The 26,657-nt window shown below is 66.4% G+C and carries 22 protein-coding genes, 1 tRNA gene and 1 pseudogene; 10 read left to right on the top strand and 14 right to left on the bottom strand.

What is annotated here, in order from left to right; translation table 11 throughout:
• Window positions 1-698 precede the first annotated feature (698 nt).
• The 3 genes from ACZ63I_RS26670 to gltX all read left to right on the top strand — a co-directional run bounded on the left by ACZ63I_RS26670 (window position 699) and on the right by gltX (window position 6,790).
• Window positions 699-2,609 carry a site-specific DNA-methyltransferase gene (locus ACZ63I_RS26670; protein ID WP_469341565.1) on the top strand — a complete coding sequence of 637 codons (1,911 nt, stop codon included), beginning with the start codon at window positions 699-701 and terminating at the stop codon, window positions 2,607-2,609.
• Entirely contained in the window at window positions 2,606-5,029 is a 2,424-nt protein-coding gene (locus ACZ63I_RS26665) for a DEAD/DEAH box helicase (RefSeq protein WP_469341563.1), read from the top strand. The genes ACZ63I_RS26670 and ACZ63I_RS26665 overlap by 4 nt, the downstream gene beginning before the upstream one ends.
• A gap of 387 nt (window positions 5,030-5,416) precedes the next feature.
• Window positions 5,417-6,790, top strand: coding sequence for a glutamate--tRNA ligase (gene gltX / locus ACZ63I_RS26660; RefSeq protein WP_469341561.1), 1,374 nt, complete (start codon window positions 5,417-5,419; stop codon window positions 6,788-6,790).
• A 10-nt stretch (window positions 6,791-6,800) separates the two neighbouring features.
• Here the strand turns inward: gltX and ACZ63I_RS26655 are convergent, their stop codons facing one another.
• From ACZ63I_RS26655 to ACZ63I_RS26615, 9 genes are read right to left on the bottom strand one after another with little or no spacing between them, the layout of a single operon-like run.
• Window positions 6,801-7,790, bottom strand: coding sequence for a glycosyltransferase (locus ACZ63I_RS26655; protein WP_469341559.1), 990 nt, complete (start codon window positions 7,788-7,790; stop codon window positions 6,801-6,803).
• Window positions 7,787-8,401, bottom strand: coding sequence for an HD domain-containing protein (locus ACZ63I_RS26650; RefSeq protein ID WP_469341558.1), 615 nt, complete (start codon window positions 8,399-8,401; stop codon window positions 7,787-7,789). The genes ACZ63I_RS26655 and ACZ63I_RS26650 overlap by 4 nt, the downstream gene beginning before the upstream one ends.
• Before the next feature lie 5 nt (window positions 8,402-8,406).
• Window positions 8,407-10,131, bottom strand: a complete 1,725-nt coding sequence (locus ACZ63I_RS26645) for a carbamoyltransferase C-terminal domain-containing protein (RefSeq protein ID WP_469341556.1) — start codon at window positions 10,129-10,131, stop codon at window positions 8,407-8,409.
• Between the two features lie 23 nt (window positions 10,132-10,154).
• Window positions 10,155-10,952: a radical SAM protein gene (locus ACZ63I_RS26640; protein WP_469341554.1), complete on the bottom strand. Its 798-nt coding sequence runs from the start codon at window positions 10,950-10,952 to the stop codon at window positions 10,155-10,157.
• Between the two features lie 16 nt (window positions 10,953-10,968).
• On the bottom strand, window positions 10,969-12,087 hold the full coding sequence (locus ACZ63I_RS26635; RefSeq protein WP_469341553.1) for a hypothetical protein: 1,119 nt from the start codon (window positions 12,085-12,087) through the stop codon (window positions 10,969-10,971).
• Window positions 12,087-13,199, bottom strand: coding sequence for a radical SAM protein (locus tag ACZ63I_RS26630; RefSeq protein ID WP_469341552.1), 1,113 nt, complete (start codon window positions 13,197-13,199; stop codon window positions 12,087-12,089). Before ACZ63I_RS26630 ends, ACZ63I_RS26635 begins: the two co-directional genes overlap by 1 nt.
• Complete coding sequence (locus ACZ63I_RS26625) at window positions 13,177-14,199, bottom strand: D-2-hydroxyacid dehydrogenase (RefSeq protein WP_469341550.1); 1,023 nt, start codon at window positions 14,197-14,199, stop codon at window positions 13,177-13,179. The genes ACZ63I_RS26630 and ACZ63I_RS26625 overlap by 23 nt, the downstream gene beginning before the upstream one ends.
• Complete coding sequence (locus tag ACZ63I_RS26620; protein WP_469341548.1) at window positions 14,196-15,506, bottom strand: glycosyltransferase family 4 protein; 1,311 nt, start codon at window positions 15,504-15,506, stop codon at window positions 14,196-14,198. The genes ACZ63I_RS26625 and ACZ63I_RS26620 overlap by 4 nt, the downstream gene beginning before the upstream one ends.
• A gap of 44 nt (window positions 15,507-15,550) precedes the next feature.
• Window positions 15,551-16,078, bottom strand: a complete 528-nt coding sequence (locus ACZ63I_RS26615; protein WP_469341546.1) for an ATP-binding protein — start codon at window positions 16,076-16,078, stop codon at window positions 15,551-15,553.
• Between the two features lie 202 nt (window positions 16,079-16,280).
• Here ACZ63I_RS26615 and ACZ63I_RS26610 point away from each other — a divergent pair, with 202 nt between their 5' ends.
• Window positions 16,281-17,726, top strand: coding sequence for a carph-isopro domain-containing protein (locus ACZ63I_RS26610; RefSeq protein ID WP_469341545.1), 1,446 nt, complete (start codon window positions 16,281-16,283; stop codon window positions 17,724-17,726).
• Between the two features lie 10 nt (window positions 17,727-17,736).
• Complete coding sequence (locus ACZ63I_RS26605) at window positions 17,737-18,684, top strand: FAD-dependent oxidoreductase (RefSeq protein ID WP_469341543.1); 948 nt, start codon at window positions 17,737-17,739, stop codon at window positions 18,682-18,684.
• Window positions 18,685-18,854: 170 nt separating this feature from the next.
• Here ACZ63I_RS26605 and ACZ63I_RS26600 read toward each other — a convergent pair whose 3' ends face one another.
• Entirely contained in the window at window positions 18,855-19,559 is a 705-nt protein-coding gene (locus ACZ63I_RS26600) for a nucleotidyltransferase domain-containing protein (protein ID WP_469341542.1), read from the bottom strand.
• Window positions 19,560-19,983: 424 nt separating this feature from the next.
• Between ACZ63I_RS26600 and ACZ63I_RS26595 the strand changes: the two genes are divergently transcribed.
• The 3 genes and pseudogenes from ACZ63I_RS26595 to ACZ63I_RS26585 form a co-directional block, all read left to right on the top strand.
• Complete coding sequence (locus tag ACZ63I_RS26595) at window positions 19,984-20,550, top strand: hypothetical protein (RefSeq protein WP_469341540.1); 567 nt, start codon at window positions 19,984-19,986, stop codon at window positions 20,548-20,550.
• A 95-nt stretch (window positions 20,551-20,645) separates the two neighbouring features.
• A complete protein-coding gene (locus tag ACZ63I_RS26590) occupies window positions 20,646-20,951 on the top strand; it encodes a hypothetical protein (RefSeq protein ID WP_469341538.1) in 306 nt (101 codons plus the stop codon).
• Between the two features lie 591 nt (window positions 20,952-21,542).
• Window positions 21,543-22,174 (top strand): annotated as a pseudogene (locus ACZ63I_RS26585) (SPDY domain-containing protein); the annotation flags it as partial.
• A gap of 279 nt (window positions 22,175-22,453) precedes the next feature.
• Here ACZ63I_RS26585 and ACZ63I_RS26580 read toward each other — a convergent pair.
• Window positions 22,454-22,681, bottom strand: a complete 228-nt coding sequence (locus ACZ63I_RS26580; protein ID WP_469341661.1) for a hypothetical protein — start codon at window positions 22,679-22,681, stop codon at window positions 22,454-22,456.
• Between the two features lie 389 nt (window positions 22,682-23,070).
• Here ACZ63I_RS26580 and ACZ63I_RS26575 point away from each other — a divergent pair, with 389 nt between their 5' ends.
• Window positions 23,071-23,526, top strand: coding sequence for a hypothetical protein (locus tag ACZ63I_RS26575; RefSeq protein WP_469341536.1), 456 nt, complete (start codon window positions 23,071-23,073; stop codon window positions 23,524-23,526).
• Here the strand turns inward: ACZ63I_RS26575 and ACZ63I_RS26570 are convergent.
• From ACZ63I_RS26570 to ACZ63I_RS26560, 3 genes are all read right to left on the bottom strand, one after another.
• The gene (locus tag ACZ63I_RS26570; protein ID WP_469341535.1) at window positions 23,523-24,509 is read right to left on the bottom strand and encodes a DNA-binding protein; all 987 of its coding nucleotides are present in this window, start codon (window positions 24,507-24,509) and stop codon (window positions 23,523-23,525) included. The genes ACZ63I_RS26575 and ACZ63I_RS26570 overlap by 4 nt on opposite strands.
• A 329-nt stretch (window positions 24,510-24,838) precedes the next feature.
• Window positions 24,839-24,912 (bottom strand) — tRNA-Pro (locus tag ACZ63I_RS26565).
• Between the two features lie 74 nt (window positions 24,913-24,986).
• Window positions 24,987-25,913: a metallophosphoesterase gene (locus ACZ63I_RS26560; protein ID WP_469341533.1), complete on the bottom strand. Its 927-nt coding sequence runs from the start codon at window positions 25,911-25,913 to the stop codon at window positions 24,987-24,989.
• Window positions 25,914-25,988: 75 nt separating this feature from the next.
• Between ACZ63I_RS26560 and ACZ63I_RS26555 the strand changes: the two genes are divergently transcribed.
• Entirely contained in the window at window positions 25,989-26,453 is a 465-nt protein-coding gene (locus ACZ63I_RS26555) for a GatB/YqeY domain-containing protein (RefSeq protein ID WP_469341531.1), read from the top strand.
• Window positions 26,454-26,657 lie beyond the last annotated feature (204 nt).

Genomic DNA, 26,657 nt, shown 5'->3' with positions numbered 1-26,657 from the left:
GCTCAAGCCTTAGTTCGATCGGCGATGGCTGGCGCGTGAGTTCTCGCGCTCCCGCTTGGAGGAACCCCCGCCGGGATCGTCTCCCAGATTTCTCCCCAACTATCTCAGGAGACGCAGGAAAGGCCTGACCCTCAGAGAGGATCAGGCCCTTGACCTCGTGCTTTGGCTGTCGGGGTGGCGGGATTTGAACTCACGACTTCTTCGTCCCGAATGAGGGTCGGTTACCGATCTTGCCAGTGTCGATGGTGTTTTCCCAGGTCAGAGCGTCGGTCTGTCGTGGTCTCGGGTGGTGTCAAAGGGGGTGGGGGGCGGGTTGGCTCCCAGATGGCTCCCCGGATGCCCCAGCCACCGCCTCTGGCTGGTCGGCACCGAGATGCGGCCCGGTCGGGAGTCATACCCAGTCCCGTCGTGCAGTCCTAGGCTCACGCAGCCCGCGGTCTCCCAGCTGGCGTCTCGGCTCCAGCAGAGGGCACGAACGTGGATCCCGCTGTGGCGCTTCCACCCTGCCGCAGCTGGAGGCGATGTCCTATCGTTGAGGGCCTGCATTCGCCCGCACCGCTCGGGCGGCCGCTGCAACTCCGAGAGGCCTTTGGCCGCTGGCAGTGCGTCGAACATTCTGCCTCGGGCTGTCAGAGTCTGCAGCTAGTGTTGGTCCGTCGCTGGATGCGCCAGCGCGGTGGTTAACGGAGACGGTGCGGGTGTCGAGTAAGCGGTTGGCGTTGACTTGGTTCAATCAAGACAAGGCCCTGCTGCCGTTGCCAACGGGCGGCTACGAGTGGGTCGAGCGGGACGACCCCCGCGTGACGGAAATCCGGCTCCTCAGCGAGACCAGCCGCGTGGGTGAGGTGGTCGGCACGACCGCTGACAACCTGCTCATCGTGGGAGACTCGTTTCAGGCTCTCAATGCTCTGAATTCCATTCCGGAATACGAGCGGGAGTACAAGGGGAAAGTCAAGCTGGTCTACATCGATCCACCGTTCAATACTGAGCAAACTTTCGGTGAGTTTTACGACGATAACTTTGATCATTCGGTCTGGCTCACCATGTTCCGTGACCGCATTAAACAGTTGAGTCGACTGATGAGCGATTGCGGCGTGATCTGGGTGCATCTCGACGATGCTGAAGTGCACCGTGCGCGAATGGTTCTGGATGATGAATTCGGCATTGAAAACCACTTGGGCACAGTCGTTTGGCAGAAGGCTGACGGGCCGCGAAATGATCTCCCCAATTTCTCGCCAGACCATGACACTTTGCTTGTTTACGGGAAGTCCCCGGAGGCGCAACTTATCCGGTCTGCGCGTGATGAGTCTCTGAATTCAATCTACAAGTCCGTAGATGGTGATCCCCGCCCGTGGTACGACGACAATCCCACAGCACCCTCTGCGCACCGTAACCAGACGTGGGTGTACGCAATCCAGTCGCCTATCACTGGTGATTTGATGTACCCAGCCAATGGGCGTTGCTGGGGCACGAAGCAAGAGACAGTTCTTGCAGCTCTGTCGGAGTACGCGCCCTATAAGCAGGTGGTTCTCGACGATGACGAGAGGCGCGCTGAAGTATGTGGCGTTCCCGTTGAGGAGCTACGCAAGGGCATTCCAGCGTTGCTCTTGGATGTGCCTCTAAAGGAAGCGCGCGAGCTTACCGTGAAGCGGAAAACTGCTGGCGTGTGGCCCGAATACATTATCCGCAATAAAGGGTCGCTCGGCCGTAAGAGGATCCAGCCAGATAAGGGCTCTAACGCTCGAACCATGTGGTTCAACTCAGAAGTTGGCCACAATCGCGAGGCTAAGGCAGAAATCAAGGCGCTCTTCCCGGGTGTGAACCCCTTTTCCACGCCGAAGCCGGAGAGGTTGCTGCGTAAGATCATCGAGGTGACTACGCGGCCGGGAGACATCGTCGTCGACTGCTTCGCGGGATCAGGTACCACAGCCGCAGTTGCGCACAAGCTCGGGCGGCGATGGATCACGGTGGAGGCCGTGAAAACTACGGTGGACAACTTCACGGCGCCACGCTTGACGAAGGTGGTGGACGGTTCCGACATGGGCGGCATCACCAAGCCCAAGGACCGTGTTGCGAGCATTCCCCTCCCGGATGATGTGACAGTGGCTGCCCTCGATGAGGCACGCAAGGTATTCGAGAAGCTTGTAGAGGCGGAAGCGCTGGAAGCCGAAGCTGAAGTGCTTGCTTCCCTCTCCAAGCAGATGAAGACGAAGCCTTCAAAGGAACGACTCTGGCACGGAGGTGGGGGGTTCCGCGTGTTGCGGGTAGAGGAGCCGAAGAGCTTGGTTGCCGGCGGCCGACCGTTCCTTGCAGATGGTGTAACCGAACTGGGCCCGTGGGTTGCTGCGCAGCTGGGCTACACACTCGCGTCTGAAAGGCGCGGAATTGTCGGGTTGAGGAACCGTGATGCCCTCGTAGTAGTAGACGGCCTGGTAGACGAAACGCAGATCAAATATGCCGTTTCCCTGCTCAACGACAACGAGACACTGACCCTCGCTGGTGTCGCTGTACACCCCAATGCCGTCTCCCTGCTTTCGGATGTGCGGGTTGGCTCTCGGGTAATCAAGGTGCCGAACGGTCTCTTCAAGCAGTCAAAGGTGATCCGATGAGTTGGGTTAAGTACGAGCCGCAGCAGGTCGAAGCTATCGCAGCTCGGCTGGACCTCCGTGACGCCAATCGGCGAGCGCTCCACAAGGTTACGGAACACCTTGCGGCGGGTGATGGGCGTGAGTTTATCTGCGACCTAGCCACCGGTGTCGGCAAGACTTACCTTGCCGCAGGTGTCCTTGAGTACCTTGCTGAAGCGGGTGTGCGCAACGTCGTCATGATTGTGCCGCTGGATGTCATCTATGAAAAGACTATCCAGAACTTCACTCCTGGTAGCCGGAAGTACATCGAGGGCACAGCTTGGGAGCCCGTGGTGGTCACGGCTGAGAACTTCAAACAGCGCGTGGACGACATGAATGACCGCACCAAGCTCAAGCTTTTCGTCTTCAAGGTGCAGACCCTCCTCAAGCCGAGCGAAGACATGCGCCGAAAGATTCACGACGAGAACGAGAGTATGGGGGAAGCGCTCTATGCGCACCTGCGGGGGCTCGACGACCTCGTGGTACTGGCAGACGAGCACCACGTTTATTCGGGCGACGCAGAGAAATATGGGACCACTATTCGTGAGCTAAATGCTCGCGCAATCGTAGGGTTGACAGCGACTCCCAACAAGGCCGATGTGAGGTCGGGAAAGGTCGTCTTTCGCTACACGCTTGCGGAAGCCATTGCAGACGGGCTCGTGAAGATCCCTGTCGTGGTCTACCGCGAGGACGGCACTAAGGACACGCACTCACAACTTGCTGACGCTTGCCACCTGCGGGATGTGAAGGAATCTGCATGGCGGGCTTATGCGCAGGCACTTGGCAAGGCGACAGTTGTGCCCGTCCTGTTCGTGGTGTGCGAGGAGGTCAAGAAGGCCGAGCGGGTAGCGGAAACGCTCCGTGCCGAGTTCCTGACCGGCCCCGATCAGGTCTTGCTCATCACTGGTGGATCGAGCGATAAGGCACTTCGGGCGCTCAAAGCGGTGGAGGATCCTACTTCGCCCGTCCGTGCCGTCGTGAGCGTGGACAAGCTCAAGGAAGGGTGGGACGTTCGGAACATCGGTGTCATTGTGAGCTTCCGCCCTCTGCTGTCTGCCACTCTCACGGAGCAGGTACTCGGCCGTGGCCTGCGCCTGCCCTTCGGGGAGCGCACCAGTATCGAGGCTGTTGACACCGTGGATATCGTCGCCCACGAGTCATACCGACAGCTGCTTGCGAGTAAGCGGGCGCTCCTTGAGCAGGTGCTTGAGGACCGTGCTGCTGCGGCCGCGGAGTTGAGCATGACGCCGACTGCCGAGAAGGCAGGTGAGGAGGGTGCTAGGCCGGCTGCTCCTGTGGCAACCCAGCCGGGCTTGACTTTCGTTTTCGACAACACCCACGGCGGCGAGGTGGTCGACCCCTCCGTGCTTCTCATGGTTCAGGAGTACGACACAACGGTGGAGCAGCAGAAAAAGGGCGCTGCCGCCACTGTTCAATTCGTATCGCCGGTCAGTGGGGCTCCCCGCGTCAACTTCCCACGCCTTGAACGACAGGCGATCCCAACGAAGTTTTCCCTGCGTTTGGTCACAGAGCAGCAGGCACGAGATCTCGGACGCAAGTACCTCTCCGATGAGTCGGTTTATATGAAGCGCGTGGCGCTCGATGCCGAACGTGCTATCGATGGCGAGGTGGTGGTGGGCGAGCGCTTCCTGGAGGAGGAAAAAGCCTATATCCAGACGCTGTCCTGGTCCACGGTGAAGAAGCAGCTCGAAGACAAGGTTCTTGGACTAAGCGTAGTTACTTCCACGCTCACCGAGTTCCAAGCCGCAGATGACGTCATTGGCTGGTTTCTCGACGGGGCAGGGGTGACTGGCGATGAACACGCCCAGTGGAGCGTGAAACGCACGGCCCTCGCTACGCGTGCTATTGAGGCCATGATAATCAAGGCGTACGAATTTCGCGCGACGACGCCTACTTGGGAATTTAACGTCATAGAGGTGCCAGTCTTTCCGCCCTCGCGCCCTATGCCTTCTCCAATCCTGAGTAAGTGGGTGGAATTCGCGAAGGGTGTCTGGTACGGAGAGTGGCAGAAGAACATCGAGAACGTCTCAAGCTTCGATGCTCGTACTACGGAGTTTACGTTGGCTCAGATGTTTGACTCTTCTTCGCAAATTAAGTGGTGGTTGCGCATCTACACCAACGGTCCAACGTGGATCGAGTGGGAAGGCGGACGCTACTTCGCCGACTTCATTGCCATCGACACCAATGGGGTTCACTGGCTCGTTGAGGGTAAGGCCGATGATGACGCGAACGACGCGAGCGTAGTGGCCAAGCGGAAAGCTGCCGAAGAGTGGGTAGAGAAGGTCAATGACGTGGGCGCGTATGGCCAGTGGCGGTATCTCTTCGCCACGGAAACTGCCATAAAGGCGGCCACTGGGCGCTGGCTTGATCTCATCAAGTAGGTGATAACTTCGCCAGGTGCGTTGGCATGATCGACGGTGTCATATTGCGGGACTTTATTGGCGTCTGGTGGCGCAAATGATTTCTGCGCCACCAGACGCCATCGCGTCGGCCGATTGAGCGGATCAGGAGCGGCCGAGTTTGGCCATTCGTTGGTCGCCGCCCGACTGCTGGGGCCTCGCTGCTGGTATCGGCAGTCGTGAATGGGTGCGGGTTGCAGAGAATTGCCAGCGCTGCGCTGGCAAGGGGTGTACCTACTGCCCCGTTGTCAGCTTCGAAGCGACGACTCCACGAAGGGGAACGGGCACGGAAGGGTACTGGGCATCGGTAGTCTTAGGGGCATGTCTACTGCCCCGGTTCGCGTTCGTTTTGCCCCGTCTCCGACCGGCATGTTCCATGTCGGTGGCGCGCGGTCCGCTGTCTACAACTGGGCCGTGGCACGACAGTCCGGCGGCACCTTCGTCCTGCGGATCGAGGACACCGACGCGGCCCGGAACAAGCCGGAGTGGATCGACGGCATCATCAGCGCGCTCGCGGCGATCGGCATTCATGGCGAGGACCCGGCGTTCGAGGGGCCGTACTTCCAGTCGCACAACGCGGCCCGGCACAGCGAGGCCGCCCAGCAGCTGTACGCGGCGGGCAAGGCGTACTACTGCGACTGCACCCGGGAGCAGCTGAAGGAGCGCACCGGGTCGGAGCACCTCGGGTACGACGGGTTCTGCCGGGACCGGGGGCTGGCCTTCGAGGCGGGGCGGGCGCTGCGGTTCCAGACACCGGACAAGGGCGAGACCGTCGTGGTCGACCTGATCCGCGGGGAGCCGGCGTTCCCGAACAGTGCGATCGAGGACTTCGTGATCGCCCGTGGTGACGGGTCCCCCGTCTTCCTGATCGCGAACGTGGTCGATGACCTGGATGAGGGCATTACTCAGGTCATCCGCGGCGAGGAGCACCTGTCGAACACGCCGAAGCAGCAGCTGCTGTGGGAGGCGCTCGGTGCCCAGCCGCCGGTGTGGGCGCACCTGCCGGTGATCGTGAACGAGAAGCGGCAGAAGCTGTCCAAGCGTCGCGACAAGGTCGCGCTGGAGGACTACCTCGCTGAGGGCTTCCTTCCCGAGGCGATGGTGAACTACCTGATGCTCCTCGGCTGGGGCCCCGGCGGTGACCGGGAGCTCATGCCGTACGAGGAGCTGGAGCAGCTCTTCCGGATCGAGGACGTCAACACTGCCCCGGCGTTCTTCGACGTGAAGAAGCTGACGGCTTTCAACGGCGACTACATCCGTGCCCTGGCGCCCGCACAGTTCGCCGCCGCCTGCGCGCCGTGGCTCGTCGCCCCGTACGCGCCATGGCAGCCGGAGGCGTTCGACCAGGCCGTCTTTGAGACGGTGGCACCGCTGGCCCAGACCCGGCTGGCGTTGCTGTCCGAGATCACCAACAACGTGGACTTCCTGTTCCTCGACTCGCCGGTCGAGGAAGAGGTGTCGTGGAACAAGGCGATGAAGGCGGGCGCCGATGGCATCCTGGCCGACGTCCGCGCCGAGTTCGCCGGCGTCGCGGAATGGGAAGCGGACGGCCTGAAGGCCCTCACGCTCGCGGTGGGCGAGAAGCACGGGCTGAAGCTGGGCAAGGCCCAGGCACCCATCCGAGTTGCGGTCACCGGCCGAACGATCGGACTCCCGCTGTTCGAGTCCATGGAGCTGCTCGGCCGGGACCGCGTGCTGGCCCGTCTGGACGCCGCAGCCGAGAAACTGGCCGCACAGGCGTAGGCGACGCCGGTCAGGCGACCTGCGCGAGAAGGTCGCCCCAGGCGTCTCCGAAGTAGTGCAGGTCGAACTGGGCCACGGCCTCGTACGCGGCCTTGGCTTCGGTTCGGCGCGCCGTAGCGTGTTCCCGGACCTGCGTCGACAGACGGTCGAGGTCTGGCGCTGGCTGGCCGGTCAGGGCCGCGAGATCGCCGAGTCCGGCGACCGGTCGGATCAGGCAGGGCAGGCCGAGAAGCAGTGCCTCGGCTGCGCAGCGGCTCCAGCCCTCCCGCATCCGGGGCAGGAAGACGCCGACGTCGCATGCCCGCAGCAGCCGCAGGTATCGCTCGCGCTCCACGTCGTAGTGCGCACCGTCGAAGCCGATGGTGTTGCTGCCGCTGGTGATCACTTGGAGCCCGGGTGCGCCGGCCAGGGCCGCCGCGACCTCCGCGGTGCCCTTCCAGTGGACGGCCTTACCCGCGTACACGGCGATAGTGTCCGGAGCCAGGTCGAATTCGGCGCGGCACTCCGCCCGGTCGAGGTCGCGTGCCCGTTCGATCTCGGTCATGTCGAAGGCGTTGTAGATCACCCGTACGTTGTGGACACCGCGGGACCGGAGGAAGTCAGCCCAGTACGGGGATACGCACACCACGGCCGCACACTGTGGCAGCACCCGGAACAGCCGTTCCCAGAGCATGGCCTCCACGGGAGTGGAGTCGTGCTGCAACGGCTCGTAGTGGTGCAGGAGGAACACCGTGCGGGCCCGCATCTCCGGTGTGAAGAGCAGCAGGCTGAGGTCGTCCCACACGAAGGTGCCGGTGGCGGCGGAACTCAGCGCCCGGACGGTCGGGGCCAGTCGGGTGAGGTGGCGGATCTTCCGCCAGCGGCGGACGCGGTAGATGCGCTTGTGGTCCGGAACCGTGCGCCACTCAACATCGCCGGCGGTCGCCTCGTGAAGCATCCGGAGGTAGACCCGGCCGCCGGTCCGACCAACCGGCTCCATCGAGTACACGATCCGTCTCACGGGCGTATCTCCTGTTGGTGGTGGATGTACTCGGCGTTGAGCAGCGTGTGCGCAGCTTCCAGGTGAGGGCTGAGGCGGCGTGCGGCGGCGGCCAGGGGGAGGTGGAAGTCTGTGAGGTTCCGTACGAACTTCCGCCGGCGTTCATGGTTCGGCGAGGCGGCCAGGTCGCGCAGGTTGTGGATGCGGTCGGCCAGCCGTACCAGGAGCTCCTCCGCGGGGAGGGCCGCTGTCTTCACGCGCCATCGGTTCTCGTCGCCCGGAACCTTGGGCCGGCGTTCGAGCCGATGGTCGGGCGTCATCGCGCGTAGGCGTTCAGCGAAGGGTGCCCCCAGCTGGTGGGTGACGAGAGCCTCTGAGCCCGGATCGACCTCAAGGGCGTCGTGCAAAAGGCCGAGGAGGAGGGTTTCGGGCTGTGTGACGCCGAGCTCGGACCGCAGAACCGTGACGACGGCGAGCGGATGCTGGACGTACGGGGTGCCCTGATCTCGGGTATGCCCGGCGTAGATCGCAATGGCCAGACCGGCAGCCACACGGGCGCGGGAACGGTCCCCGACGGCCCATGTGCTGGTGGCGAGCGTGGTCAGGATGTGAGGCAGATTGGCAACGGCCATTTCCGTCACCCCTCTCGTAAGGATGGCTGGGGTAGTGCCCGGGGGTCGGGGACGTGGTCGGCGATCAGGAGGGTGTCTCCGACGGCGAGGGCGTCGAGTCCGAGGCCGCCTGCCGCCTGTACGGCCTGCTCGGCGGATCGCAGGATCGGCGTGCCTTTGAGGTTGAAGGAGGTGTTCAACAGCAGCGGCAGGCCGGTGTGCTCGTGGAACCGCTGGAGGAGTTCGTGCAGGCCTTGGTGGTCTTTGGCCACGGATTGGACGCGCGCAGTGCCGTCGTGGTGGGTGACCGCGGCTATGCGGTCGGCTCGGCACCGGCGGATGTGGGCGACGCGGTTCATGAAGGGGTCGCCCGCCGACATGAACCACTCCGTGGCGTGCTCGGCGAGGACGGCCGGGGCGAACGGGCGGTACGCAGCTCGTTGCTTGATCGCGTTGAGTCGGTCCCGCGTGACGGCGTGGCCCGGGTGGGCGAGGATCGAGCGGTGCCCGAGGGCCCTGGGCCCGAATTCGAGCGGTCCCTGTACCCAGCCGACAACGCGGTGCTGAGCGAGCAGCGCTGCCGCCGCCGGTGCCAGGTCCGCCCCCAGGCCGGTCAGAGCGCGGTACCCGGATGGCATCGCACCCACTTTCAGAGTGCCCGGGTTAGGGCCCCAGGCCGCGTCGGTCGGCACCTGGAGACGTTCCTGCCCGAGCTGGTAGTGCCAGGCGTACAAGGCGGCGCCCACAGCGGTGCCCGCGTCGTGTGGTGCCGGCGCCACGAAGAGGGTGTCGAAGCCGCTGTCGTCGGCCAGTCGGCCGTTGAGGTGGGAGTTCAGGGCGCACCCACCCGAGAACACCAGCGCCGAGGCTCTTGTGAGCCGTTGAAGATGGCGTGCGATGTGGATGACCGACTCGGAGAAGACGTCCTGGACTGCGGCGGCCAGGTCGGCCCGATCCGAGTCGGCTTGCTCCACGACGTTGTCAGCGGTCCAGACGCGGCCACGGAACAGCAGCGGTGTGCTGTTGTCCGCCGAGCCCCAGGGGTGGCCGATCCGGACCTCGCCGTCGTCGCCGAGCCGTACGAGTTCGCGGATCTGCGGCCCGTAACGCTGGGGGTCGCCGAACGCCGCAAGCGCCATCATGCTGCCCTCGGGTTCGTCGCCCGGTGGGATCACTCTGCGGGCCAGGTTTCGGTAGAAGTGCCCGAGGGAGGAGTGAACGCGCCGAGGGCCGACAGGGCCGGGAACCACGGTCGGCATGCTCTGGTGGACGCGGTCGATGCGATCCGGCCGCAGGTCGTAGCCGGTGATGCGTTCCCGCCCCGGACCGAAGTCGGAGCCGAGGGAGGAGCCGCCAGCGTCAATGACGAGGCCCGCCGCGTGGTCGTGTCCGGAGAGCAGGTACCCGGAGAGCACATGGGCGGAGTGGTGGGAGAGGAGGCGGAGATGGTCACCGAGCGGGGCAGGTAAGAGAGCGGCGAGTTCGTCCCGCTCCTCGGTGAGCCACCAGCCGGCGGCAGGATTGGGACGCATGGAGGCGGCCCAGACGGCGTCGATGTCTTGCGGTTCGATGCCGGCGGCCTCCAGACACCACTGAAGGGCACGGACCGGCGCGGCGAGCGTGCCCTTGCGGGTGGGGTGATTGTGCTTGACGCCGCTCCAGCGTTCCTCTTCTGCCGCGTAGAGGCGGCCGTCGACGATCAAGGCGGCGGCGGTGTCGTGGTGGAAGTTCAGCCCGAGGACAGCGGGCATGGTCGTGTACCTCCGGTCTGGAGTCATGCGGTCGGAATGCGGGCAGGCAGGAGAGCGGCGCCCGAGTCGGTGTATTCGTGGCAGCGAAGGCAGAACCGGAAGTGATGGCCTCGGGGAGCGAACACTTTGGCCGCGAAGTCCGCGTCCCAGATGCTGAATTCGCTGTCGACCTTCGCCATGGCGTTGAAGCAGCGGTAGCAGGACCCGTCCATCTCGATCATCAGGTGCTGGTCGAGGTAGCGGTCGCAGATGCCGCGTAGCTCGTTCGACGGCTGGCCGACGTCGACGTGGTGCACGTGGTTGGTGACGTGGATCGCGCCGTACGTGTCGCATAGCCTCGCGAGCTCCACGAGACGGGATGAACTGATGCCTTCCAGAACGCTGTTGACGACCACGGTCTTGCCGGCTTCGCGGAGCCGGGGCACGACGGCGTGCACTTCGGCGTAGTTCTCGTGCTCGTCGTCGCAGCCGATGAGGATCTGGTCGTACGAGCGGAGCGTGGCCTCCATGATCCGCTGGTTGCGGGCCAGCGTGATGGCGTTCGTGCCCAGAACCATGACCTTGTCCGGCAGGCGTGTCCGGGCGGCTTCGCTGAGAGCGGGGAAGTCCCGGTGCACGGTGGGTTCGCCGCCGTTGATGTGCAACTGCTGGAAAGGGATGGTCTCCAGCCGGGCCAGGATGGTGGAGAACAGCTCTGGGGCCATGTTCTCGCCCTGGGCGCCGTCGGCGAAGATACAGAAGTCGCAGGACCGGTTGCACTTCGTCGTGATCTTGATCTTCGCCGTCTTCAGGGCGCGGGGCTGGGACGCACGCGCGGGCATGGCGAGGCTCCTTGTGTCATGGGTGGATGGCGCCGGGCGGGAGGCTGAGGAATTCCTGCACCGTGGACCTCTGCCGGTGCCAGAGCGCGAGGGTGGTGCGCAGGGTGTCGGGAGTCGTCGGTCCGGCGGGGATCAGCCCGGCCATTCGGGCGGCCAGGCGCTGGGCGGGAGCGGTCCCGTCCTCCGCGAGCGCGTTCAGGGTCTGCGCGGCGGAACGGAGTTCCTTCGCCTCCCGCCCGATCAGGTACTCGGTCGCGACACCGGGCGGCGGATCGAGGTAGTACAGCCAGCGGGCGACACGTACGCGGAGCATTCCGGCAGTCATTACCCAGTCGACAGCAGCGGACTCCTTGCCCCTGTCGGGAGGGTGGCTTGCCTGCGGAATGCGGCGCATGGCCGCTTCCAGGGAGACGTGTGCCGCGCGGAGCAGGTGGCGCGGGCTGCGCAGTCGCCCGTCGGGTCCGTCTTCGGAGTGCCGGAGAAACAGCTCGGCGTACGCGTCCAGCCCGTCCGGGCGCCACTGGGTGAGCGCGGCGGTCTTGCCGGGGCATCGCGTCCGTGTCGCGAGTGCGGCGGCGGCGAACCAGCAGGGGGCGAGGTAGTGCCAGGCCACGCAGTGACGCCGGTACGCAGTGATGTCCTCGACCACGTTGTCCGTACTGTCCGCCGCGAGCTGGTACCGGCCTCCGAGCCTCGACTGGAGGATTGCCCGGTAGAAGCGTTCGTCGATCTCGCACCAGGGGGCCATCTGGGCCCGGGACCTCCAGCGTTGCAAGTCGCGGGTGCTACCGCTGATCAGCGACCAGGTCGCCAGCTCAGGTGCGCAGACGAGCCGTCCGTCCGCTTCGGACACGGTGAATGCGAACCCGGGAGGATGCTCCAGAAGCCTCCCGTGGGAGACCTCCCGGCGGACGGCGGACTTATGCGCGGCGGCCAGACGGTGATTCCACTCCTCCCAGTTCGCGGGGGCCTCGGGAAGGAGGACACGCACGTCGATGTCGGAGTGGGGAGCCAGCAGATCGGCCGGCTGCCACTTGTGCGTGAGCATCACGGCCCCGACCCCATGGACGTCCAGCTCGTGTTCGTACAGCGTTCCGAGACCCGGGTAGAGCGGCGGTGCTTCGGCCACGACCATCACCGCTCCCCGGTGGAGGATCGGGTGCACGACGGCTGGGCCGCGTCCGAGGGGAGGACGGGGAGCAGAGGCAGCAGGACCGGGGTGCCCTCGGGACGCTCCATCCGGTCCCAGCGAAGGTCGTAGTCGACGTAATGAAAGCCCTGCCAGGCGTCGTTCGTGTTGCGGTCGAGCATGGCCTGGAAGAGGTGGGCGAAGGCATCGCTGAGGGTGTTGTCGGCGAGGTGGGGCTTCAGGGGGATGTCACGGTTGTGAAGGATGCAGGGACGGGCCACACCAGTGGGCGTGATCTTGATGCGATTGGCGTCGGAGCATGTGGCACAGCTGGAGTTGGAGATGAAGCCAATCGAGCCCGCCCAGCCGTCGGGACGGAGATACTGCCCGGGGCTACGGACCCCGAGCTGTTCACGAGAGACCTCCCCCGCACCCGCGAACCATTCATGGAGACGATTGCGGACGTCCGCCTCGTTGATGAACTCGGTGTCGAACAGCGCCTGTGCGGGCCCGATGTTCTGGAGTTCGATCAGACGGACGGCGACAGGCAGGTCGCGGGCCAACTCGGCCACGGCGAAGGCGTCGTCCAGGTAGGTGCGCTGGAGGACGCAGTTGATCTTCACCCGCATTCCGAGGGAGAGGGTCTCGTCGAGGGTGCGCATAGTCGTACGCGGATCGCCGCCGCCCATGATCGTGGCGGATCGCGTCGGGTCGAGGCTGTGGAGGCTAAGGTTGAGGTAGGTCAGTCCGGCGCGGTGCAGCTTCTCCACGCTCAGCCCGCGGCGTAGGTTGCCGTGGCTCGTCATGCCGATCGCGGCGTCGGACCCGAGGCCGTCGGCGAGGCCCTCGATCACGTCGAGGATGTCCGCCCGCAGGGTCGGTTCGCCGCCGGAGCAGTGCGCCTTCCGGATCTTCCAAATCCCGGCCTCGGCAGCGATGGCCGCGTAGTCGGCGGTGGTCAGGGGGCGGTCTTTGTGCCCGTAGTCCGGCATGCAGCGGGGCTTGCAGAACACGCAGTCCAGATTGCACAACGAGTTCAAGGTGAAGGCCAGGTAGGGGTGGTTGCGGCCGGTAGCCGCGAAGGCGGCAGCCAGGTCACGGTGGCGGGTGGTGGGCATCGGTCAACCTCCTGCGAGGGGAATGTGCGTCGGGTGGTTCGGCCAGACCGGTGAGCGGCTGACCAGCAAGGAAACGGCGCAGGTTCTCGGCGAAGAACGCGACCGCCTTGTCCATGTACGTGTGGCAGAGCGTCGAGCTCTTCGGCGTGAGCACGACCCGGGGGTGGAGCCGCAGCGGATGGCGAGCGGGCAGGGGTCTCGGGTCGGATACGTCCAGCGCGGCGCCCCGCAGGTGGCCGGTATGGAGGGCGGCCAGGAGGGCCGACTGGTCGACGGTTGTCGCACGGCCGAGGTTGAGGAAGACGGCTCCCGGCTTACAGGCCGTGAAGAGGGCGTGGTCGAAGAGATGGTTCGTGGCCCGGGTGGCCGGCAGCAGGTCGACCACCACGTCGGCGATGGCGACGGCCTGGTGCACCGCCGAGGCGTGCATCCAGGTGATCCCGTCCCCCGCCGCCACAGGCGGTGTCCGTCGTACTCCGATCACGTCCATACCGAAGGCGCGCGCGGTACGGGCCAGATGGCCACCGATGCTGCCGCAACCGACGATGGCCATCGTCGACCCGGCCAGGTCGAAGAACTCCTCGGCGAGGTCGTCCTTCCACCAGGTCCGGTTCCGCTGGACGCGCTGGCTCGTGAACAACCCGCGAGAGAAGCCCAGGACCAGCCCCATGGCGTGCTCGGCCATGGGGCGGCCGTGAAACCCGTACGAGCGGGTCAGGGCCACCCCGGCGGAGTGCGCCTCGGCAACGGGCAGATGGTCGGTACCGGCGGCCGGAGACGCGATCCAGTTCAGATGCGGCGAGCCGACCAACCACGATGGTTCGAACCGCCAGCCGAAGTAGATGCTGGCTTCCGCTAGCCCGTACGGCACGTCCTCCTCGGCGGCCGTACGGAAATCCACGCCCGGGAAAGAAGCACGAAGGGAACGCTTGTGCTCGGCGGACAACCGCCAGAACGAGTGCGGGGATTCCAGGCTGATGAGCACCACCGGCCGGCTCATCGGCCCCTGCTTTCCCCGGTGGGCGATGGAGCCAGAGCCCATGGGGCGATGCGGCCGATGGCGGAGCCAATGCTCGCCTCGTAGTCGTGGCGTGAACGCACCAGAGCCGCACCGGCGTTCCGGAGCCGCTCGCGCTCTCTGGGCAGGGTGGTCAGGGCTCGGTGCAGGGCGGACGCCAGAGACTGGGAGTCCCTGGGGGCGGCGGTGAATCCGGTCTCGCCTTCAATGACGGTCTGGGCCAGTCCGCCGGCGCTGGTCGCGACGACCGGCCCCGCCCCCGCCGCGAACGCCTCCAGAGGTATCCGTCCAAAGGGCTCCTCGCGCGAGGGGACGACGACCGCGTGCAGCGCGGGGCTATGCAGCCAGGAGCGGATGGAGGGGGTGAAGCGGGTGATCAGCGTCGCGTCCAAGCCGTAGGCGCGGATACCTGCTGCCAGATGCCTCTGGTACGAGCTCAGATGCTCGTGATCACTCGACGTGACCGCCGCCAGGAGTAGATGCGGCAGGCGGACTCCTCGTTCCTTCAGAAGGTGCAGCGCCTCCAGTAGGTCTTCGAACCCCTTGGTGGGCACCGCGCGCCCCATGGCAAACAGGAAGCCGGCTTGGGCCTTGAAGGGCAGGGGCCGAACATGCGTCGGCCTGGCCATCTCCTCTCGGATCAGCCCGTTCGGGATGTTCACGATGCCCGCCCGCGGGATGGCACAGTTCGTGACGAGGTGGTTTCGCATGTGGGTGGAGATGGCCCCGATACGACCGCCCTGAGCGGCCGCCGCCCGCAGGGCCTCACGTTCCCAGCGGATTCGGGACAGGTCTCCAGGCCGCGTCAGGGCAGCTGCGGAGCGAGGGATGAGCAGCAGATCTGTGGTCGGTGGCGTGTTAGCCGCGAGGCCGAGGAAGGGAACGTCGAGGCCGACGAGCAGGCAGCGGCTCGTGCGATCGGCGACGCGTGCGGCAGCTTTCCCCGCCAGGGCGCACAGGTGCGTTGAGCCGCGCACCGAATCCGGGAGCATCTGGACCTCGGGAATCGTGATCACCTCGGCCTCCGCCTCGTCCAGCATCAGCTGGACCTCGCGGCTCCACCGCCGATCGTGCGCGACCGCTGTTTCAGAGACGGGTGGGGAGATCACGGAGAGGCGGCCCGTCGGCAGGAGGCGAGCGAGCGCCATGAGGAAGGCACGGTTACTGAAGCCGGTGCCCGACTCAGCGCCGTAAAGGCCCTCGTGAAGGGCGACGACTACGCGAGGGTGGCGAACGGCCGTCGGCGCTTCAGCGGACGGGGACGGTGGGGTCGCATGGTCGATGCGCACCGTGTGGTGCCTCCTTCGAAGAAAGGATCTTGCAGGCGCCGGCATCAGAGCGTTCTCGCAGGCGAAGAGCTGGACGCACGCGTCAGCCGGCACCAGGCGCGGGTGCCGTCGGCGCCGGTCGTCAGGGACCAGGCGTCGGCCAGTGCCTCGACGAGGACCAGGCCCCGCCCCGATTCGGCCTGCTCCTCGGACGCCGGGTGAGAGGTAGGCGCGGGTGGAAGGCAGCCACCGTCGGTCACGGTGATCTCGACCTCCAGGCCACCGACGACCGGGCTCCTGCGGTCCACGCACAGGACCAGGGGCGGGTTCCCCGAGGCGAACGCATTCGTTGCGAGTTCCGACCCGATCAGTCGGGCGTCGTCGAGCAGGTCCGCCTCGGTGCCGAGGAGCGCCACAGCGACGGCTTCCCGAGCGACCGCAGCCGCCCTCGGCCCGTAGGGCAGGTCCGTGATCAGCGTGGTCGTACCGCCGCCATCGGCGTACCCGTGTGAGGGCGCGGAGACCGGGCGCCCGGTGTCGCGCTCCAGCACACTGCCCGGACGGTCTCGGGAGGTGCTCGTGTGGTTTCTCAAAGCCCACCTCTTTCTCCGTCGGCGTCGAAGGCGGCGCCTTCCGCTGTGACTCAAGAACACCGGAGGAGGCCGCTCGTGCAGCACCCGATCAGTCGGTCAACTCGGTCAACTTCACTGATAGGCAGGAGATTCGGCAGCTGCCTGCCCCACCATGGGGAGCGCGAAGTGGTCGACGAACCCCTGGGACGCGAGGTGGTCGCACGTGGCACAGCAGGCAGGGGGACCGAACACCGTGCTGTCGGGCTGCCTCGACGAACTCGGCTGGAGCCCCAAGGCGCTTGCTCGCAAGCTCAACAGGGTGTTCGGAGCGGGCACCGTCGCCGAGTCGGCGCCATACCACTGGAGGGACGGCGGTTCCCTTCCGCGTTCGCCGTTACCGATGATGGCTGCCTACGTGCTCTCCCAGGAGTTGGGCAGAGCCATCTCGGTGGCCGAACTGTGGCAAGGCCGCGCGGGCGACTCCTCGGCTCTCGTCCCTGCGGACACGGATCTCGCACGGCCCTGGACCGTGCAGGGCATGGAGGCGATCGTGGGGGACTGGGTGATGGGAGGGCTTGTCGACCGACGTCGATTCCTTGCGATCTCAGGCGCGGGGCTACTCGCGATCGTCGCCCAGTACCTTGACGGAACGGCAGGGCGAGGCCAGTACGCGCCCCGGATAGCTCCGTCGAACGGCGCCGATCCACTTGTCGACCAGGTCGAGCAGCACCTGCCCATGCTCCAGTTGCTTGACGACGAGCACGGAGGCGCGCGACATCTCCCTTACGTAGGTGCACAGTTCCGTGCGGTGGGGCTACTCATTCACGATGGTGGTCACTCGCCCGTCGTGACAAGCAGGCTTATCCGCGCGCTCGCGGAGATCGGCCAGCTGGCCGGATGGATGGCCTTCGACGCCGCCGATCACGGCCTGGCGCAGCGCTACTTCGCCACGGCGCTGAGAGCCGCACATCAGGCCAACGACCTGCCCCTGTGCGCCCACATTCTGGGCGACCTCTCCTTCCAAGCAGCGAGCCGAGGACACCCAGCGGACGCAATCGCCCTCGGCGAGGCCGCCCGCCGCGCCAGCGAAGCCGCTCCGCCTGCCGCCCGGGCATCCGTCCTTTCCCGGCTCGCCTACGCGTATGCCGCAGCCGGCCGTGACAACGACTTCGCGCATACCCGGGGCTCTGCCCGAGAACTGATCGCAAGTCGGGACGGCAGCCAGGAGGAGCCCCGGTGGATGTACTTCCTGACCGACAACCACCTGGACTGCCAGGCCGGCTACGGCTTCATTCAGATGGCGCGCGCGCGGGCGAAGGCGGACGGCGGCACGAAGGCCCGACGATTCCTCGCGCAAGGGACCGAGATGCTCCGGTCCGGGGCATACGACGTTCCGCGTGGCGATCCCAGCCAACGTAGGGCCATGTTCGAGGGTGCCTGGCTGGCCTTGGGGCACAGCGCTCACGGAGAGCTGGAGGCGGCCTGCCAGATCGGACAGATCGCGGCTGACCGCCTTGACGTTGTGCGTTCGCCGAGGAGCGCGGCCCTATTGCACCAGCTTGCCGCGGACCTCCGCCGCCGCCAGCGCAACCCACACGTCCGCAGCTTCCTCCCGGTCCTCGAAGACGCACTCGCCCGACATGCTCCATCGACGCCACCCGGCCGTTAGTGTCGAGATCATGAACGCAGGGGAGCGCGTTGTCGTTGTCGGGGCTGGGGTGGCAGGACTGACCTCCGCCGTCGTTCTCGCCGAGGCCGGGGCCTTGGTGCGAGTGATCGCCGAGCAGGTGCCCGGTGCCACCTCGCTGGCCGCCGGGGCGATGTGGGGCCCGTACCTGGTGGAGCCGAAGGACAAGGTCAACCGGTGGGGGCAGCGGTCCCTGGAGGTGTTCCGGGAGCTGGCCGAGGACCAGGCCACAGGTGTTCGGCTCACCAGAGGCATCGAGGCATCGCGTACGGCCGAGTCTTCACCGGACTGGGCTACGACCCTGCCGGGATTTCGGCCGTGCGAGCCGACCGAACTTCCGACCGGGTTCACCGCCGGGTACCGGTTCACAGTGCCGCTGATCGACATGCCCGCATATCTCGACTACCTCCTGCGCCGGCTGCATGCGGCCGGCGCAACGGTCGAGCAGCGACGTTTGACTTCGCTCGCGGAAGCCGGCCCAGTCCCTGTGATCGTCAATTGCGCGGGCCTGGGAGCCCGCGACCTGGTCCTGGATCCAGAACTGCGGCCGATTCGCGGCCAGCACGTAGTCGTCACCAACCCGGGGCTCACCGAGTTCTTTTCCGAGGACACCGGCACTTCACCGGATCTGTTGTGCTTCTACCCGCATGGAGAGACTGTCGTCCTGGGCGGCACAGCCATCGACGGCGAAGGCGGCCTCGCCCCAGACGGCAAGGCGGCGGCTGGCATTCTGGCTCGATGCGCCAAGGTCGAACCCCGTCTCGCCCGTGCCCGTGTTCTGGAGCACCGGATCGGCGCTCGGCCGACCCGATCCACGGTTTGCGTGGAGGCGGAGCGGAGGGAAGGCGGTGCGCTGTTCGTGCACAACTACGGTCACGGGGGTGCCGGTGTCACCCTGTCGTGGGGGTGCGCCGAGGAGGTTCGGGATTGCTTGCTCTGAACTGACTCTGGGTCTACGGCCGCCAGACGGAGAGCAGCAGACCACTCAGCTCACGGAGGCTTCTGTCCAGCAGGCGCTCGGTGCGGTGGTTGGTGTGGCGGGTGCGCTCGACAGTGTCGAGCTGTACCTCAAGCTTGGCCGCAAGGCGGCTCTCTCCACAGCGACTTCGTTCACGGAGTGCCACCGCGCCTATAGCCCACCCACAGCCGACCGCCGACCTGCTCCAGCACCTCGTCCACGACTTCCACGAGCGGCTCAATCCGCCTCGCCAGTACGTCACGAAGGCCGTCGTGAAGGCGCATGCTGAGTCCCGGCGCCGTGGTCTCAAGACGGCGCGCCAGCCACTTCCCGCCTCCGTTCCAAGATCCGTCGGCGGTCAGCTTCAACTCGCCGGTGCGTCGCACCAATTCGGTGGCAATGAACAACCGTTCGCTCTGATCTTCGCTCCCCGCAAGGTCGTCGAGAAGGTCAGTGATCGCGTAGCGGCGATCATCGATCTCTTCAGCCGACACCGTGGGCGGTCCCGCCGTGGCCATCTTCCGGGCCTCAGCGGCGACGGAGGCGCCGACCCCGTCGTGGTCGAAGAGTAGGATCCCGTCAGCGCACATCCAGAGCAGCGGTGATCTGCGCTTTCGTACTTCCCGTTCGACGAATGCGTGCCACGTTGCCTCGGTGTGCACGAACATCTCCACGGGCCACTCACCGTGCTGAATGCTTGCCCGGTACGGGGCTGGGGATTCATGGAGAAGCACCACGAGGTCGAGGTCCGACATCGCCGTGCAGCGGTCCGTCACGACGCTGCCTCCCAGGAAGGCGGCCCGGGCGTCAGGGTGGTGCTCCTTCGTAACAGCACGTGCGGCGTCGATCGCATCCATGCAGCAACTATTCAGCACTCTGTCTGTCGTGCGCACCGGGTTTCTATGGGGATACGGCAGAGCGGTCCCCTGGGCAGACTGCTGCTCCATCTGGCATGTCTCCAGGCCAGCGGGCCCGTGCCTGCGGGCAAAAGGTGGTGGCCTTGGCCTCCCTCTGCGCTGACATTGACGCGGGATGGGGTTCACGGCTCCTACGCGGCGCTTCCGGCGACGTATAAGCGTCGCCCGTATCCAAGTTGTCCGTTGGCGTCGAACCCAGTCGTCTTGCCATCGAACCGAGCCCCGCCGACTCCGGAATGCCCCCACCCGCAAAGTAGTGACGCCCCATAGACCGCTACGTCATCTCTATAGACAACCCAAGCCCCACTCCGTAACACTATCTATAGCGATCAATAGAGGTCACATAGAGTGCTGGGGGATCCTTTTGAGGTTCACCATTGAAGGTGCGAGCGAGGAGTTCGAGGGCAAACTCCTCGCCCTGATCGCCGAGCACCGAGACGAACTGGCCATGTCCGTCGACACCGCATGGGGTGCCGACCGGGCGATGGTCTTCCTGAACACACTCAATGAGGACGCCCGCCAGTTTGTGCGCCTGGTCGTCGAGTCCGACGGCCATCTGGAGGCCGTCGTGCTGCGCGAGGCTTTCCCGCGCGGACTGCGCGGCCCCACAGTGGCCCTGACCTACGCCCTCAAGCGCGGCTACAAGCACGGCTGGTGGCCCGAAGGTACCGAGGCGCCAGTCACAGTTGTCTACGGCGGTGGCCCACAGGACGGATGGCGGCAGGCATCGGCCTACGAGATGTCCGGTGAGAATCTACCCGTTTTCCGCGCCGCCCTAGGTCACTACGACGCCACCACATCCCGGCCCCCTTGGGACGAGGAGGCACCCTCCGCCTTCGTAGTGCATCCAAGCTGGGCCGATGCTGACGCACCGAGGGTGCTGTACGACGATCCGCCGACCGCCCCCAACTCCCCGGACGGAGAAGCATGATGATCGGGGTTGCGCAGCTAACCCCCGCCTGACGCATCCTCGGCGCGGCCCGTCACAGTGGCGGGCCCCACCCGCCTCGCAGGAGTGATGCCGCCGTGTCCGCGCTCTTGGACAAGTTTCTGATTCCGACTGCAGTTGGCCTGGTCGTCACCGGTCTCGCTGCCGCAGCCAGCTGGCTCTACCGGCGTCGCCGGACCAGCCCGACACCACCCCGCGTGGTGCGCCGCTTCAGTTTGCTTGGAACCGCCGACGCCGGCGGCACTCCTCTGTACTACGAGACCACCCGGGCCCCCGGCAGCGTCGTCACCCGCCGGGTCGGCAGCCTGCCCCAACGCTTCGAGCTAACCGATGCGCCACTCGGCGACGGCACATACGCCGCCGAACCCCTCGACCACTTGTAGGACGGCCAGTGCATGGAGGGTGTGTTACCGCGCGTGTCCTCGTGTTGGGCTGCCCACCAGCACTTTCACCGCACGATTCCGTTAACAACCGAAGCGGCTACGTCCGCTGTCAAACGACTGGATTGAATGACAGCGGACACCAGTTCGCCGGGGGCAGACAGGAAAGAGCCACGAAAGACTGGGCAGCGAGGGCAGAGGGATGTCAACGTAGACGACCCGCCAGAACCACAGGTCAGAGCGCTGATCGGCGTGCCTGCGGCTCCCCCTGGCCGCAGCTCCTCCACTCGTCTGTCTAGCTGGCGGCGCGACGCCGACAGTGGGCTCGGGAGCCTGCCGCTTGAACCCGCCGTCGCCATGAACCGGCAGGCTCCCATCCAGGCGCTGCCGCGCCGCGTTGCCGGCGACCAGTACACCCGAACCCGGCCCTTGGAGGCACTCCTGAATCCGCGCTACCCGTTCGATCCGTCCTTTGCGGCTGGCGCTCTTCCCGCGTAGTGGGTCAGCCCCCGGCGCTTGGCCGGCGATGACGGTCGTCTCTGCGATGTCGTCGCGGACAGTCTCGTCGGTCTGGGCTGGGCGAGTCTGACAGCCGTGCGAGGATGGTGAGACTTCGATGAGCTGGGAGATCACCAGGTGGTGCGCGGCACCGTCCTGCACATCAGTCCCGATGCTCTTCGGTGGGCACAGCGGGTGCTGGCGGACGAGCCGTTCCACCTCGATGGTCTGCCGATCGCGTGGCAGGTCTCGGCCCGCTCGGGCACCGTCAGTTCGCTCGCGGACTGGTCCGCCTATTTCACACAGGCGTACCGGGAGAGGCCATCACCGAGTTTCTCCTGGCGCTCGACCAATGTAACCAGCCCACCACCTTGTACGACGGTCCCGAATTGGTCCTCGCCGCGGCCACCGGGCACGATTGGTTCCGGGACGCTGAGCAACCGCACGCGGCGGCGATGCACCCCACCATCACCGCCCGCCTCAGCCTCAGCGAGGTGCCGCCCCTCATCCAGGATGCCGACCCCAGCGCCCTGACTGCCGCGGGGGAAGGGCAGGTGGCGATGGGCTGTCAGGCGTGGGCTGACCCTGCAATGGGGGCTCCGTACCTGTGGGCCGCCTCATTCAGCGCGAGCGTGCCGCACCGTCTGGTCGCTGCGTTCGCCTCCTCGCTTAGCGACACGGCGCCGGTACTGCGCCGGGTGCTGCCGGAAAGCACGCGGGACCAGCTCCCTGTTGTGTGCCTCCACCAGCTGAGAAGCGCCCCCCCGCGTAACGAAGCCGGGCCTCCCGTCTGGGAGGCCCGGCTTTGTGCTGCTCTAGCAGGTCTTGTGTGCAGCGGACTTGTGGTTGCCGGGGCGGCACCGTGTCAGCACTGGGTGCTATGTCCAGCTTGGTGGCAGCGATGCGAGATGGTGCTATCGGATCTCTCGTCGCTCCGATCGCTGAGGCTGGTAGGGCTCTGGCAGGGTCCATGCCTCGCCGCGGTCGAACAACGACGCGGCCCTTCGTCAGAAGGTGTTGGCGGTGAAGGGGCGCGGGGGTTTGGCTACGAGGCCGAGCAGTCGATTGAACTCGTCTCGGTCAGTTTCGCTCATGAGGTCGTGGGCGTTGCCAATGTCCTTCACCATGAGCTGCTGCACGAACGGGGCGAAGAAGTCCTGCAGAGCTTCCGGGGCGTCAGCCCATTCCTGCCGGTACTTCATGAAGCGCTTGAACTGCGCTTCAAAATCATGCAATTCACTTCGAGTCGCTGTGAGGGCATGAGCCTGTTCGTCCTTGCTGAACGGCCGTCCGTCGCGATGGCTCCACGTGTTGGTGTCGGCTCGGTACTTGAAGTCCGCGTCGGCGAGGAGGGCGATGATGTCGGGTGGATGAGGGTGCGGTCATACGGGTGTGAGGCTCCTTGTGGGACTGGATGGGGAGCATCAATCGTCTGGAGAATCGCCGGTTGAGCTAACCGGCGATCGTCGGCTATGTTGCGCCCGTTTCCCCGGGCCAGTGCCTGCGGCTGGAGTGGTTCGACGCCTGAGCCGCAGGCGGTGTGGCGAGGGCCGGCGTCGGGATGTGCCGGCCGCCTCGGGCGGGCGCCTGCGGTCTGGAGATTCTCGGGTGCTGCTGCGGGCAGGTGGGCGCTGCGGCGCAGGCGCCAGATGAGGACGTCACGAATGGAGTCGGCGCTGCCGAGCTCGCGTCGCCGGGCGGCGTCGGCGAGCAGCGCGGCGGGGTTGTGGCCCGCTTGTCGGGCGTCCGCAAGGGTGGCGGCCAGGGCGGGCCAGCCGGGCTCGGCCTGGATCCGTTCGGCAAGCTCTGGCAGCGCCTGGTGCAGGAGATCGGCCTGCCGCTCTCGAATACGCGGTGCCATCCGCTGGCCTCGCCGACGGAGGGCGGCGATGGGGTGGGCCGCGGCAGCCTGGTAGGCGGAGCGCAGATGCTCGGCAGCTTGCTGGGCTGCCGCTGCCTGCTGGCTGTGGTGCCTCTTGGCGTGCCAGTTCGCTGCGGCGATGGCGAGGAAGACAGACATGTCGATGACCATCGCCGTAGTGGCACCATGGCAGCGAGCAGGGTGTGTAGACCGGTCTAGCGCTTGCCGGTGCCGATGAGCTGCCTGGCCAGCCATGTGAGATCGGTGTCCGCCAGCTTGGCCCATTTCTCAGGGTCGACGTCGGCGGGCACATGGGCGGTGTCCACGTCCCACCACGTCGTTCCCTGTATGCCGTCGGCGGTGCGACCGGTCACGCCCGTAAAGATGTGATTGGCCAGCCCGGTAGGCGAGTAGGAGGCTCCGTCCGCGTCCCAGACCAGTGGCTTGGCGGTGTTGTTGGCCCAGGTGGCGGTCGCTCGACGGGTGTCTTCGGCCACCCAGGAGTGGATGTCGTTGCGTATGGCGTCCGTCACGCCATGGCGCGGCCTCATCAGTAGCCTGGTTCCGTCGGGCAGCAGGCCCGCGTCGACGAGCACGTGGACGGCGTTGCGCGAGCGTGAGCGTTCCTGCAGTTTCTTGGCCGCCGCCTCGCCTTCGACCCGAGCCGGTGCGAGCGTGAACTCCTCCACCTCCGGAGTCGGGTAGACCTTGGTGAAGCCGGCGACGAGGTGACCTTCCACCTTCCACAGGCCCACCTGGATGAGGTCGATGTCGAGGCTCATCTCCGACAGCCAGACCACGGAATGGGTGACCTGCTTGGGGAAGTCGGCGGCGATGATCACTTGGCGGGGGCGCTGGAGCAGCTCCGGGCTCCATTCCCCGTCCACGTGATCGAGTAGGCGCTGCGTGCACGCGTCGATGTTGAGGTCCTGCCCCCTGCGCGACAGGAAGTCGCGGTGCGCCTGGGCCAGGGTGCCGAGGTCGAACCGGGACACCAGAGCGGCATATGTGATCGCCTGGAGGTGCACGTCCCGGTCGGCCGTTCCGCGCTTCAGCTCGACCACGACGAGGCGCCCGGTCGCGTCCAGCCCCAGTACGTCCAGCCTGTCGCGCGCCGGCACCCCGTCCGTGTCGGCCCACCGGTCGTACTCCGCGGTTACCACGAGCACGGACTCCCCGAGCACTTGCGGATGGGCGATCACCCACTCCTGAAGGTGCTGCCGCTCAAGAAGGCTTTCTGCGGCTAGCCCAGTGCGCGATATGGGCGTGGCCGTCTGGCCGGCGACGGTAAAGAGATGATCCACGGTGCCCCCCTGGTACGCGCCCGGTAGTGGTGCGCCGGACCTCCAGAGCCTATGTGGTGGGCTTACCTCTCGAAGGTTCTTTCGCCAGACCACGGACACGTTCTCTCGTCGCCGTCAAGGAGCCGGATTCCGAGATCGGTTCCCAAACGGCTCCAAGACGGCCCCAGGAACGAGTCAGGGACTTGATCCACTTAGTGAATCAAGCCCCTAACCTGGTGTTTTGGCTGTCGGGGTGGCGGGATTTGAACCCACGACCTCTTCGTCCCGAACGAAGCGCGCTGCCAAGCTGCGCTACACCCCGATGTCGCCCGTGTCGCGGCGACATCGATTACTTTAGCCCACCGTCGGCCGGAGGCGAAATCCGATTCGGTTCGGTCAGGGGCGGGCTGTCAGGGTCAGGAGGGTGGCTTCCGGGGGGCAGGCGAAGCGGAGGGGGGTGTAGCGGTTGGTGCCGCAGCCTGCCGAGACGTGGAGGTGGGCCGTGTGGCCTGCTGTGGTGTGGGTGGAGAGGCCCTTCACGCGGGCCGTGTCCAGGTCGCAGTTGGTGACCAGCGCGCCGTAGAAGGGGACGCAGAGCTGGCCGCCGTGGGTGTGGCCGGCCAGGATCAGGGGGTAGCCGTCCGCCGTGAAGGCGTCCAGCGCGCGCAGGTACGGGGCGTGCACGACGGCGATCGAGAGGTCCGCCGACTCGTCCGGGCCGCCGGAGACCCGTTCGTACCTGTCCCGCTTGATGTGCGGGTCGTCCAGGCCCGTGAAGGCGATCTCGTGGCCGTCGATCTTCAGCCGGCCGCGGGTGTTGGTGAGGCCCACCCAGCCCGCCGCGTCGAAGGCGTCGCGCATCGGCTCCCACGGGTTGTGGACCGCGTGGACCGCCGGGGCGTTGCCGTTCAGGCCGTGGCTGCCCTGGGCCTTCTCGAAGAGGTAGCGGGCCGGGTTGCGGAGCTTCGGGCCGTAGTAGTCGTTCGAGCCGAAGACGTACACGCCCGGCCGCTCCAGCAGCGGCCCCAGCGCGTCCAGCACCTCCGGGACACCGTCCGGGTCGGAGAGGTTGTCGCCCGTGTTCACCACGAAGTCGGGGCGCAGCCCGGCCAGCGATTGGAGCCAGCGCCGCTTCTTGTTCTGGCCGCTCACCATGTGGATGTCGGAGACCTGCAGCACCCTGATGTCGTTCATACCGCGCGGCAGTACGGGTACGGTCACCCGCCGCAGCCGGAACGAGCGGACTTCGAATCCGGCGGCGTAGGCGATACCCGCCGCACCGACCGCCGCGATGGACAGGGGTACTCCGTAGCGTGCGCGCATGCGCCCATCGTCGCAGACGCCGCGGGGCGCGGAAATCTGGGCGGGCCGGTAATCGCACCTGCCACACTTGGCCGTATGACCAGCCTCAAGTCCAAGCTGCACGACGACCTCACCGACTCCATCAGGGCGCGTGACGAGCTGCGCTCCGCCACGCTCCGGCTGACCCTCTCCGCCATCACGAAGGAGGAGGTCTCGGGCAAGACAGCGCGCGAGCTCTCCGACGAGGAGGTGCGCAAGGTGATCGCCAGGGAGGCCAAGAAGCGCCGCGAGGCCGCCGACGCCTTCGCGCAGGGCGGCCGGCCCGAGCAGGCCGAGAAGGAGCGGGCCGAGGGCGTCATCCTCGACGCGTATCTGCCGCAGCAGCTCTCCGACGATGAGCTGGGCGCCATCGTCGCGCAGGCCGTCGACGAGGCGCGGGCGGCCGGGGCCGAGGGGCCGCGGGCCATGGGCGCCGTCATGAAGATCGTCAGCCCGAAGGTCGCCGGGCGCGCCGAGGGCGGCCGCGTCGCCGGCGCCGTCAAGCGGCTTCTTGCCGGGTGACGTTCGTGCAGGGCGGGATTCTTGCCGGGTGAGATCTGTCTTCGCCGGGTCCGCTCTCTTCGCCGGGTCTGCTCTCTTTGACGGGTCAGGTCTCTGTGGCGGGTCCGCTCTCTTCCTCGGGCCCGCTTGTCGGATGACCGCGCTGACGCCCGCCTGACACGCCGGAGGGGCGGGCGCCTCTCCGGCGCCCACCCCTCCGTTCAC

This window comes from Streptomyces sp. NPDC087906 (assembly GCF_055584925.1).
The sequence above is the reverse complement of the archived record's forward strand: the minus strand, read 5'-3'. Positions and strand labels throughout refer to the sequence as shown.